Annotated in this window: 9 protein-coding genes; 2 read left to right on the top strand and 7 right to left on the bottom strand. The window is 43.4% G+C overall.

Going from position 1 to position 12,570, the window contains the following annotated elements; genetic code table 11:
- Positions 1-1,183: 1,183 nt before the first annotated feature.
- From galU to GQA99_RS19815, 7 genes are all read right to left on the bottom strand, one after another.
- Positions 1,184-2,074: a UTP--glucose-1-phosphate uridylyltransferase GalU gene (gene galU, locus GQA99_RS19845; RefSeq protein ID WP_160056909.1), complete on the bottom strand. Its 891-nt coding sequence runs from the start codon at positions 2,072-2,074 to the stop codon at positions 1,184-1,186.
- 895 nt (positions 2,075-2,969) lie between these two features.
- A complete protein-coding gene (locus tag GQA99_RS19840; protein WP_229785979.1) occupies positions 2,970-3,920 on the bottom strand; it encodes an O-antigen ligase family protein in 951 nt (316 codons plus the stop codon).
- A gap of 1,132 nt (positions 3,921-5,052) precedes the next feature.
- Positions 5,053-5,757, bottom strand: a complete 705-nt coding sequence (locus tag GQA99_RS19835; protein ID WP_160056905.1) for a hypothetical protein — start codon at positions 5,755-5,757, stop codon at positions 5,053-5,055.
- Positions 5,758-5,763: 6 nt separating this feature from the next.
- Positions 5,764-6,492, bottom strand: a complete 729-nt coding sequence (locus tag GQA99_RS19830) for a tyrosine-protein phosphatase (RefSeq protein ID WP_160056903.1) — start codon at positions 6,490-6,492, stop codon at positions 5,764-5,766.
- Positions 6,492-8,702: a GumC family protein gene (locus tag GQA99_RS19825; protein ID WP_160056901.1), complete on the bottom strand. Its 2,211-nt coding sequence runs from the start codon at positions 8,700-8,702 to the stop codon at positions 6,492-6,494. The genes GQA99_RS19830 and GQA99_RS19825 overlap by 1 nt, the downstream gene beginning before the upstream one ends.
- Positions 8,702-9,235 carry a polysaccharide biosynthesis/export family protein gene (locus GQA99_RS19820; protein ID WP_189386262.1) on the bottom strand — a complete coding sequence of 178 codons (534 nt, stop codon included), beginning with the start codon at positions 9,233-9,235 and terminating at the stop codon, positions 8,702-8,704. Before GQA99_RS19820 ends, GQA99_RS19825 begins: the two co-directional genes overlap by 1 nt.
- Positions 9,236-9,243: 8 nt before the next feature.
- A complete protein-coding gene (locus GQA99_RS19815) occupies positions 9,244-10,446 on the bottom strand; it encodes an outer membrane beta-barrel protein (RefSeq protein WP_160056897.1) in 1,203 nt (400 codons plus the stop codon).
- 407 nt (positions 10,447-10,853) lie between these two features.
- Between GQA99_RS19815 and GQA99_RS19810 the strand changes: the two genes are divergently transcribed.
- Together GQA99_RS19810 and GQA99_RS19805 are read left to right on the top strand one after the other, a co-directional pair.
- Positions 10,854-11,129 (top strand): hypothetical protein, encoded by a 276-nt coding sequence (locus GQA99_RS19810; RefSeq protein WP_160056895.1) that lies wholly within the window; start codon positions 10,854-10,856, stop codon positions 11,127-11,129.
- Positions 11,130-11,844: 715 nt separating this feature from the next.
- Positions 11,845-12,570 (top strand): IS110 family RNA-guided transposase (locus tag GQA99_RS19805; RefSeq protein WP_160056893.1); only part of this gene is annotated, 726 nt, incomplete at its 3' end.

Below are 12,570 nucleotides of genomic sequence, written 5' to 3'. Positions count from 1 at the left end.
AGATTAGCAGCATCTATTTTAAATTCTGTTGAGTAAGTGGGTTGAGATTTCATTACTTTATACACCGTATTATATTAAGGAGGAGTTTACCTCATATCGGTGTACAGATTCATTAAGCCACAATAATTTTAAGCCGGAATCCAGGTGTTGGTTTGTCATTACGCTTTAAAGCAAGGGCAAAAGAAACACCTGGATCCCTGATAAGAGATCTCAGGGATGACGAGCTAAAAGAATACGGACTAAAAGATACGAGCGTAGAAGGTAAAGCATTGGCTCCTTCTAAGTCATTCCGGCAATGATTTTTAGCCGGAATCCAGGTGTTGGTTTTGGGGTTTTAGGCCCTAGGCCCTAGATTCTAGGAACTCGCAAGCTCGCCAGAGAGCGGACTTCGTCCTTTTAGAATTTAAGCAACACCTGGATCCCTGATAACAGATCTCAGGGATGACGTACGGGTGGAGCCAAACCACATCATTTGCTCATTCGTATTAGATGATACCCACGACTCCGTCATTTGTTTGTTCGAACTCACATGACGCCCACTACCCCGTCGTTCCGGCAATGCTGTTGAGCCGGAATCCAGGTGTTGGCTCTTACTCACTTACGCAAGCGGCAAAATCAAAAGCAACACCTGGATCCCTGATAACAGATCTCAGGGATGACGTACGGGTGGAGCCAAACCACATCATTTGCTCATTCGTATTAGATGATACCCACGACTCCGTCATTTGTTTGTTCGAACTCACATGACGCCCACTACCCCGTCGTTCCGGCAACGCTTTTGAGCCGGAATCCAGGTGTTGGCTCTTACTCACTTACACAAGCGGCAAGATCAAAAGAAACACCTGGATCCCTGATACAAGCACTCAGGGATGACGGGCAGGTGGATCGACAACTTTACCTAGAACCTAGAAGGACGAAGTCCGCTCTCAGGCGAGCTTGCGAGCTCCTAGAACCTCAAATCGAAACACCTGGATCCCCGATACAAGCACTCAGGGATGACGTGCAGGTGGATCGACAACTTTACCTAGAACCTAGAAGGACGAAGTCCGCTCTCAGGCGAGCTTGCGAGCTCCTAGAACCTTAAATCGAAACACCTGGATCCCTGATACAAGCACTCAGGGATGACGCACGAAAAGATGACGTGTGGGTGCGGGTGGTTTATCTAATGCTTTCCCTGAATTGGTTATCTGTATTCTTCTAATAAGCCTGCTAATTCTTTCTTAAAGTCGCCGCCGAGTTTAGGGTCGCGTAAGCCGTATTCAACAAAGGCTTTCATATAACCCAACTTGTCACCACAGTCGTGTGACTTACCGGTCATGTTAAACGCTTCTACCGTGTCTGATTCAATCAACATATCAATAGCATCAGTGAGCTGGATTTCATCACCAGCACCTGGAAGCGTACGCGCTAATAAGTCCCAAATTTTTTCAGACAACACATATCGGCCGACAACGGCTAAGTTCGAAGGCGCTTTACCTGTCTCTGGTTTCTCAACCATATTAAAAATCTTAGTTGAGTCACCAGGGTTAATCGTTTCACCACCACAGTCAGCAATACCGTACTTGTGAACCTGATCTTCTGGCACTGGCGCAACCATAATTTGGCTTGCTTGTGATTCACGAAAACGGATTAACATTGAAGCTAAATTTTCAGTACGCTGATCGGCAGAGTATGAATCTAAAATCACATCAGGCAGTACCACCGCAAATGGGTTATCACCAATACAAGGTTTGGCACATAAAATCGCATGGCCTAGCCCTTTAGCTTCACCCTGACGCACATGCATAATTGTGACATTTTTAGGGCAAATAGACTGTACTTCATGCAATAGCTGACGCTTAACACGCTTCTCTAACGTTGATTCGAGCTCATATGATTTATCAAAGTGGTTTTCTATCGCGTTTTTACTGGCATGGGTCACCAACACAATCTCTTTAATCCCAGCGCTCACACATTCGTCAACAATGTATTGAATGAGTGGCTTATCGACCAAAGGCAACATCTCTTTCGGGATAGCCTTAGTTGCAGGCAACATACGAGTGCCTAAACCGGCAACAGGGATAACAACTTTCATAAACATCCTTATTTAGCTTTGCGCTAATATCAAAAATAAAAAGGTAAAAAGAATAAGTATCAAGAACCGTCCACCACTACGTAGTTTCACTATCGTATCCAGAAGACGCCCACTACTCCGTCGTTCCGGCAATGCTTTTGAGCCGGAATCCAGGTGTACAGTCCGTCGTTCCGGCAATGCTGTTAAGCCGGAATCCAGGTGTACAGTCCGTCGTTCCGGCAATGCTTTTAAGCCGGAATCCAGGTGTTAGCTTTTTATGCTGTTAGACAAGGTCAAAAGAAACACCTGGATCCCCGATACAAGCACTCGAGGATGACAAATGACGAGCAACACCTGGATCCCTGATACAAGCACTCAGGGATGACGTGCGGATGGAGCGTCAGCTTTAACTAGAACCTAGAAGGACGAAGTCCGCTCTCAGGCGAGCTCCTAGAACCTAGAACCTAGAACCTAGAATCTTAAATCAAAGAAACACCTGGATCCCCGATACAAGCACTCGAGGACGAAATGATATCGAACACCTTGCCCCTAAATTAAAGCACTCAGGGATGACGTGCGGGTGGAGCCAAGCTTTACCTAGAACCTAGAAGGACGAAGTCCGATCTCAGGCGAGCTTGCGAGCTCCTAGACCCTAGACCCTAGAACCTTAAATCGAAACACCTGGATCCCCGATACAAGCACTCGAGGATGACGAAATGATATCGAACACCTTGCCCCTAAATTAAAGCACTCAGGGATGACGTGCGGATGGAGCGTCAGCTTTAACTAGAACCTAGAAGGACGAAGTCCGCTCTCAGGCGAGCTTGCGAGCTCCTAGAACCTTAAATCGAAACACCTGGATCCCTGATACAAGCACTCAGGGATGACGTGCGGGTGGAGCACGGCCTATTGCTGTTTATCTTGCGATTTTGTGGGTGTCAGATGGTAGATAACGAACTAACCAACATAAGGTTAAAATAGTTAAAAATAACAGGGTATTGGCAGGTGATTGCAAGTTAAAGTCAACCGTGCAGTGGATCAGCATGTGCACTATGGCCATCGCACAACCAAAGGCGATGCCTTTATAGAGTTTGTTATTGCGTAAGTACATGGTTCGGCACGCCAACCATAAACAATACAGTAGCCACAAACCTAATAATCCTGTTACCACCACCCCGTATTCAACAGCAAATTGAATATAATCATTATGGGCATGGTCATAAAAACTTGAATATGGAACAGACTGGTATTGTGGAAACACAGTATAAAAACTACCAGCCCCATTCCCAGTTAACCAGTGCTGTTCAATGATAGGAATACTATCACGAACCACATCGTCACGCGTTTCAGCAGCAAAAGATGTATCTTCAATTCGCTGCTTTACTTTTTCAACACCAAAAATAGATCCAACAATAATTAAATCTAAAATAAAAATACTAATAACTAAAGGTTTCAACATTCTTGGCGGATTACGATAAATCAATAATGCCAACAAAGAGACGACAATTAACGCGGTAAAAAAGCCTGCATTTCCCATGCGTGAGCGGCTTAAAATTAAACCAATAATCATAATCACAATCGCAAGACGCAAAATAATCTTGCTGCTGATTAACGTTTCAAAGACACCCAGTATAAAGGTCCTAAAATCAAATCGTCCTGAACGCGTCGTTTTTAATTCAGAGATGAGCCAGCCAAAAGCAATACTAATCGACACCGCTAAAAAGTTCGCAAAATGATTTTGATAAACAAATGAACCTTTAGCTCTATCACCATCAACAAAACCAAATATCGGCGATGTTGGCAGATTAATTAAATTCAACACACTGCCATAAAACGCTTGAATACAGGCAGACACTATAATGGCCACGCAAACCCACCGTAGCATTTTTACCGACACGCAATGCACAGACAACAGCCAAATAAACAAACCGTAACATAGGGTCTTAATCAGCTGCTGAAACGTTTGGAAAGCATCAACCGTGCTTATACCAGTAACCAGTCCAGACCATTGAAGAAAAGTGAACAGCAACAGAAATATTACAGGGAGCAAGCAATACTTCTGCCAGGATTGAGTAAACAATAATTGCTTACGAACAAAACAAAATACAAGATGCACAAAAGCCAAAGCAATAATATAAAACTCAACAATAGACCAGGCCCAAATACGATTACTAGCAAGCGGTATGGGTATCCAAATAATAAGAAAACACAGTGCCAAGATAAAAAAAGAACTGGCCGATAAAGATTGCTTCATAAAATGTAAAATAGCCTCTTGTGGGAAATCAACACCTGGATTCCGGCTAAAAATCGTTGCCGGAACGACGTAGAAGGAGCCAATGCTTTACCTTCTACGCTCGTATCTTTTAGTCCGTATTCTTTTAGCTCGTCATCCCTGAGATCTCTTATCAGGGATCCAGGTGTTTCTTTTGACCTTGCTTTAATGCGTAAAATCAACACCTGGATTCCGGCTAAAAATCATTGCCGGAATGACGTAGAAGGAGCCAATGCTTTACCTTCTACGCTCGTATCTTTTAGCTCGTCATCCCTGAGTGCTTGTATCAGGGATCCAGGTGTTGCTTAAATTCTAAAAGGACGAAGTCCGCTCTCTGGCGAGCTTGCGAGTTCCTAGAATCTAGGGCCTAGGGCCTAAAACCCCAAATTCAACACCTGGATCCCGGCTCAAAATCGTTGCAGGAATGACGTAGAAGTGAGCCAATGCTTTACCTTCTACGCTCGTATCTTTTAGTCCGTATTCTTTTAGCTCGTCATCCCTGAGATCTCTTATCAGGGATCCAGGTGTTTCTTTTGCCCTTGCTTTAAATACCTAAAACCAACACCTGGATTCCGGCTTAAAATCGTTGCAGGAATGACGTAGAAGTGAGCATTTCCGGAATACGAGGTAGTGAATGACGTAGTAGTGGGCATTGCTGTTGTCTTTTTGCCGTTGCCCTACCGCTCGTCATCCCTGAGATCTCTTATCAGGGATCCAGGTGTTTTCTTTAGGTCTTTTTACACAAGCTATGGGCTATCCAGTTTGTGGTGTTTTCAGGTAGCGGTTCGGGCAAGTAATCAAAGTAACTACACACTAATGATTTTTTATCGTACAAACCAACAACCTTCACTAAATGATTGCGGGTTGTATGATTCATGGTTGAAGCCAGCTTTATGCTGTCAAACACCAAATACTTATCATCCATTGAAAGTGTCGGCCAGTATGCAAATCCAACTGTTAGGATTTGCTGTATAACCTCTGGGGCGAAAGGGCCGTACTCTAACCCTATCCGAAACTGTTCAAATGCTAAATCCGGCTTATCCTGATAAAACGCAAGATTAAAGCCATAATCACTGTAAGCTGCTGGCCAATTATGGCGTAACGCGATAGCACCACTTAATAAGCGATTAAATTCATCGTTAGAAAACGAATCAAAGCCCAAATAAACGCCCCACTCCATCACTTTCGACAACGTAATCCGGTAATGTGGGCTCGAACTATCCCTCTCATAAGCATTTATCGCTGCAGAATAGGCATCGCGGTACTCAATCTCATCAACCTTCGTTTTAACTTCCCACGCATTTAAGTAATAACTCGACTTAAAATGATACGCGCTGGCCACACCTTGATTAAACACCAAAGGCAATAAACAGCCCAAACCTAACAGCATCAATAATATTAAAAACTGGCGAGAATAAAGCGATATCGACATAAATAATTAGTCATTGAATAAAAAAGAAGAAATTAACGCAGGCGTAATACGAGTAACGTCATTGGCGTAATGTATATCGGTAAGTTCACTCACCCTTTGCCAGGCTTGTGCTAATTTAGGCGGACGTCTCAACACGCTATGGCAGTCAGATGCAACCACAGTATAGCGTCTTTCAGTAACCCATTGCTCGGCAACTAACTGAGCAGCTGGGTTCATATCACCTAATAAAGATGCAGCCGTTAACTGAAATAAACACCCAGATTGAGCAAACAAATTAATCCGTTCAGGATAAGCCTGTAACTCTCTATTTCGCTCAGGATGAGCAATCATAGGCATCACATTTTTAGACAACAACCAACTGATTAGTTTATCGGTTCCTGGCGGAATATGGCTACTCGGTAACTCAAGCAGCAATACATCCATGTCCTGATAACGGCCTAAAAAAGGTAACTGCTTCTGCTCAATAAACCACATAATTTCAGGGCAAATTCTCACTTCAGCAGCCGCTCTCACCTTTAAGTTAACCGTCGACAAAGCCAACTGCTGTTGCAGTAAATTAAATGCCGCGGTAATGGTGGTCATACTATTATCAAAAATCCCCAAATGAATATGTGGCGTTGCCACCATATGGGTAATACCTTGCTCCTCAGCTAGCGCAATTAACGCTAGAGCCTCGTCAACCGACTTAGCTCCATCATCAATGCCAGGTAAAATATGACAATGTAAATCAATCACTAGGCAGGTTTCTCCGCCGAGCCAGCATCATGCCCATACGCCTGGTAATAACCATATTGGCCGTAATACTGGCGCGCCTCATCTGTATTAAACTGGTTCAATACCACACCAAACACTTTACCACGGGCCTGAGTTAACTTAGCCAACGTTAACTTAATAGCTTCAGTACGTGTATGGCCGGTTTTAACCACCGCAATAACCGCATCACAATGCGACGACATCACTAAAGCGTCACTCACAGCATGCACAGGCGGCGTATCAATAATAATCTTACTGTATTGGCCTTTAAGCTCCGCTAATAGCTCAGCAAATTTAGGCGACGACAAAAGCTCTAACGGATTTAACGGCACAGCACCTGCTGGCATTAAATCAACATTAGGCTTAACGTCTTTTACAATGCACTGAGTCAATGCATCAGTACCGGTTAAGTAATTAGCTAAACCATGTTGAAACGACGGTAAACCAAAACGCATGCCCATATTAGGTTTGCGCATGTCAGCATCAATAATCAACACTTTCTCCATCGCCGAATACGCAAATGCAATATTCATCGACACAGCGGTTTTACCCTCGTTAGGGAACGATGATGTCACCTCAATCACCGACAAAGGCTCACCAATGGCCAATAACGACAATGAAGTTCTAATCGACCGCACGCTTTCAGAATGCAGCCGTTGTTCCGAGTCAAAAAACGCAAAGTTAATTTGCTCAAACGACGCCTTCTTAGCCGCTTTAGGGATATAACCTAAAGCACGTTGAGCCAACAATTGCTCAACATCCGCCGTAGACTTAATGGTGTCATTCATCGAGTCAAACACCAGTACCAACACAATGCCTAACCCCAGGCTAGCCACAAAGGCCAATACCACAATCAGCTTTTTCTTTGGCTTAACAGGCTCTAAAGACATCACCGCGCGGTCAGTAAAACGGGCCACTGGCGAGTCAAAGTCACCCGTGACTTCGGTTTCTTTTTGGCGCGATAAAAAGCTTTCAAATAATTGGCGATTTGTCGCCACTTCACGCACAAGTCGGCGGTAATCGGTATCAACAGAACTTAAATTCTGAAACGAGCCCTTCGATTGGTTAAATTGCGCTTCTAACGCTTGCAGCTTTTGTGTAGCAGACTGGGCTTCATCTTCAATACCTTGCACCAAACGGCCAATTTGCACACGTAAGTTATCTTGCACCGTTTTAAGCTCAGCATTAGCACCAATCATTTTAGGGTGTTTAGGGCCATACACTTGCTTAAGCTCCGCCACTTTACGCTCAACTAACACCACTTCTTTTTTCACGTTTTGAATTGATAAGTGCGAGGTCACCTCAGGTAAACTCTCTAAACGGCTAATGTCGGTTTTACCGTACTTTCTCACCACCGCTAAAAAGCTTTCTGCCTGGGTTTTATTCGAGCGCGCCACGGTAATCTCATCACTTAAACGCTCTAACTCTTTTGCATCTAGTGCCGTAACACCCTCAACATCCACAAGGCCATTTTGGGTTCTAAATAACTCCAGCTTTTGCTCAGAGGCATCAAGCTTTAAACGTAAATCTTCTAAACGCCCGCCTAACCAGGTATTGGCCTTATTGGTCATGCCCATCTTGGCTTCTAACTGGCTTAAAATATATGCATCACCAATGGCATTGGCCACCTGGGCAGCTAACACGGCATCAGGGCTGTCATAGCTAATGTAAACCAACTGAGTTTTACGCACAGGCGACACATTAATGTCTGCCATAAAGGCATCAACTAGCTTTTGCTTTTTAACCGCTTCACTCTCAGGCTCAGCTTGTGGCAAAGGTAAAAAGTCTAGCCATTGCTTAACCTGCGACACTATCGACGGTTTAGCTTCAAAACTTGGGTGATTGATTAAATCTAAATCATTAAATACCCGCTCCGCGATAGAGCGCGACTTAATAATTTCAAACTGGGTTAAATAGTATTCTTGCTGGCCAGAGTTAATGCCATACACTTCTTCAATTTTAATTGCACGGGCTTGTTCTGCCTCAATTAATAAGGTCGCGGTCGACTTAAAAATAGGCGTTAAACTAAATACAACAAAGGTTGTTAAAGCCGTAATAAGCAATGCAAACGCAATAATGCGCCATTTAGACTGCATAACCGGTTTAATTAATTTGCGTAAATCAATCACCTGTTCATTAGGTTGTTGCACCGAGTTAGGGTCGTTCATTAATACATTAGCCTGGGACGTCATTAAAAAAATCTCTGTTCAATTGTGATAGTATCGCCAGCGTTAATTTGACTACTTATCGTGCCGTTCACTGATTCTGATTTTGTCCCTTCGCGCGAAATAAAAATCTTATCTTTCGACGCACGCTCGGTAAGTCCCCCTGCCAGCGCGACAGCCTGATTCACTGTCATGCCAGGCTGGTAGGGGTAACCACCAGGTTGTTTTACTTCACCGTGAATATAAAATGGTCGATAAGACACAATGCCCACAAACACATTAGGCTCAACCAAATAATCACCCTTTAAGCCTTTATACACCAATTCTTCCACTTGCTTTATCGACAAGTTTTTAATCAAAATAGTGCCTAAAAAAGGATAATTTACCTTGCCGCTATTAGTAATCTGCGTTTCCAGTGTTAAATCATCTTCACCAAATACTTTAATCACAATAGTATCGCCAGCACCTAAACGATAACCGTCATCCACTTCAACAGCTAACGTTATAGGGCTAAACAAAGTAAGCAAGGCAAATACACACGATATAAAAAACAACTTCATCATAAAACCTATAGTGTCATCTGAGCATTAATATAATAAACATTGCGATCAAAACCGTAAGTTGCATCGCTAGACGTACTTTCAGTTATATCAACACCAGCAACCAAAGTGCACCAACGCGACGCAACATAAGAGGCTGAAAGCGAATACACTTTTAACTTATCACTACGGTCTACTCCAACATAGTCTTCATCAGTTTGGTTATAACCCACGCTAGTCGATAAAAAGTCGCTCCAGCCATGGTTCCAACTCATGCCATAGGTAGTCGCTTCAATATAATCGCCATTACTGCTCGGGTCTTTAGCACTGTTACCCGTACTAAAGGTTAACGCTGAATAGGTTAATGGTGACCAGGTGACACTGGCATCCCATGATAAACCGCTAAAATCTTTACGAGCGCTGTTATCAAAGTCTTTTTCCTGGTTACCAATACGGATAGAACCAGAGGTAGACGCCGTTGCTTCCCAATCCACACCCACACGGTAGTTCGTGCTAGTACTGTCGCGGTCACCAGTTGGGTCAACATTATCGTACTCAGTACTAATAACGCTGGTATCAAACACCCAACTCACCGAGGCACCACTGTCGTAAAAGAACGTTGCACCAAAATCGGTATCAGAATAATTACGATACAAGGTTAACGCTTCAAAGTTGGTAAACTCTTTATCAAAATAATTGGCATTCACTTGAATACGTGCAGGTGTCGATTTAGCACCATACTCGTAAAAACCGCCCACATTGTAAGTATCAAATGTGGCAGGTTCGTCTTGTGCATCACCCGCACCTTCAAACACACCACTACCACGCTCTTCATGGCCCATATTATAAGCAGCGTTGAGATTAAACGAATTAGATTGATTTAATTCAACATCAGCCGAACCACCTAAATTAACATCTAAATAGTTGTCGTCTGAGCCACTTGAAAACGAGCCATAATCGATACCCATATCAAAAAGGTACTCGCTATTGCCATCCAGTAACTGCCCTTGCAAACCAGGCGTCACACCTAATATCCAACTGTCGGTTTTAAATGTTTTAGTACTGGCAATGTTGTCGTCATATCGATATCCCGTCGTTAAATAGGGTATCAAATCAACGCCAGATGCAGTTTGTATCGCACCAGCTTGCTCTTCAGCCGCCATCGCAGGCGACATTGCAACACTAATTAAAGCAGCAAAACAATAACGCTTTTTAAATGGAATGTTCATCATTTATATCCTTATATAAACCATAGGTAACAAGAGAAGTGATTTATCGGCTCACTTTCACCCGTCGCTTTCATCTTTAAATTAATCATTAACAATTTGTAGAGGCATTTGATTTATGACCCAGTAACATAAAGTCGCCTTAATTGTTCAGCTCACACATTGCTTGCCACAAAGTAACAACCAACGTCACACACTAAACCAGTAAATTCATTATCACCGAGTGCCATCACCTCCACATATTACAAATCTGTATCCAACAATTAGGACTAAAAATCGTAAAATCTACACAGCTCGTTATCTTCTTACCGTCATCTTTAAGCCAGTATTCTTTAAGCCCGTATTCTTTAAGCCCGTATTCTTGTAACCCGTCATCCCTGAGATCTCTTATCAGGGATCCAGGTGTTTCTCTAATGCTTTACCCTCTTAGCCCGTCATCCCTGAGTGCTTGTATCAAGGATCCAGGTGTTTCTTTTGACCTTGCTTTAAAGCGTAAAACCAACACCTGGATTCCGGCTCAAAATCATTGCCGGAATGACGTACAAGGAGCCAATGCTTTACCTTCTACGCCCGTCATCTTTAAGCCCGTATTCTTTCAGCCGTCATCCCTGAGTGCTTGTATCAGGGATCCAGGTGTTTCTGTTGACGTTGCTTTAATGCGTAAAGACAACACCTGGATTCCGGCTTAAAATCATTGCGGGAATGACGTAGAAGGAGCCAATGCTTTACCTTCTACGCCCGTCATCTTTAAGCCCGTTATCTTTTAGCCCGTTATCTTTTAGCCCGTCATCCCTGAGATCTCTTATCAGGGATCCAGGTGTTTCTTTTGACCTTGCTTAAAAACGTAAAACCAACACCTGGATTCCGGCTCAAAATCACTGCCGGAATGACGTAGAAAAAGCCAATGCTTTACCTTCTACGCCCGTCATCTTTAAGCCCGTCATCCCTGAGTGCTTGTATCAGGGATCCAGGTGTTTCTGTTGACTTAAGGTTCTAGGTCCTAGGTTCTAGATCCTAGGTTCTAGGCTTTTGTCCTACTGCCCGTCATCCCTGAGATCTCTTATCAAGGATCCAGGTGTTTCTTTTGACCTTGCTTTAAAGCGTAAAACCAACACCTGGATTCCGGCTCAAAATCGTTGCCGGAATGACGTAGAAGGAGACAATGCTTTACCTTTTAAGCTCGTCGTCTTTAAGCCCGTCATCTTTTAGCCCGTCATCCCTGAGTGCTTGTATCAGGGATCCAGGTGTTTCTTTTGACCTTGCTTTAAAGCGTAATGAAAACCAACACCTGGATTCCGGCTCAAAATCACTGCCGGAATAATGAGATGGACCCACCCTTCTAATCGGCTTCATAGTGAGCCATGATAAGTTTGTACACTTTATCAACAAAGGGCGGGTCCGAATATGAAGATTACAACAATTGGTTTAGATATATCAAAAACTATTTTCCACATGTTTGCCGTTAATCAAGCTGGAAAGTTAGTTAAAAAGAGAGCAATTAAGCGTGCCGACTTGCTCAGTGTCTTTGCCCGATTAGAGCCAATGTTGATAGTGATGGAAGCCTGTGGCGGGGCTAACCATTGGGCTCGTGAATTCATTAAATTAGGGCATCAAGTCAAGCTCATTGCGCCTCAATATGTTGTGCCTTATCGTCGTAAAAACAAAAATGATTTTAATGATGCTGAAGCCATTGCGGAAGCTGCACAACGACCAAACATGACATTTGTACCGATAAAAAGCGTCGAGCAAGAAGATATTCAAATGGTGCTGCGCATGAGAAAGCGCCATGTAAAAACGATGGTCGCAATCAACAATCAAGTTAGAGGCTTTCTTGCAGAATATGGTTTATGCGCTGCAAAAGGAAAAACGGCATTAGCGACTCGATTGCCTGAATTTATTGATGATGAAAGCAATGAGTTATCGGCATTTGCACGAGAAAGTTTTCGCGAACTCTATGCTGACTTTGTTGCGGCACAAGAGAAAGTTGAGTTTTACACTAAAAAAGTAACCGCTTATACAAGAAAGAATCCTATCTGTAAGCGAGTGCAAAGCGTTATAGGTATTGGCCCCATGACAGCGGCAGAAATGTATGCCGCGATAGGCGATGGTAAAATGTTCCATAATGGTCGT

The sequence above is a fragment of the Shewanella litoralis genome (assembly GCF_009828585.1).
GTDB classification, from domain to species: domain Bacteria; phylum Pseudomonadota; class Gammaproteobacteria; order Enterobacterales; family Shewanellaceae; genus Shewanella; species Shewanella litoralis.
Note: the sequence above shows the minus strand (reverse complement) of the source record. Positions and strands in the feature narration are given on the sequence as shown.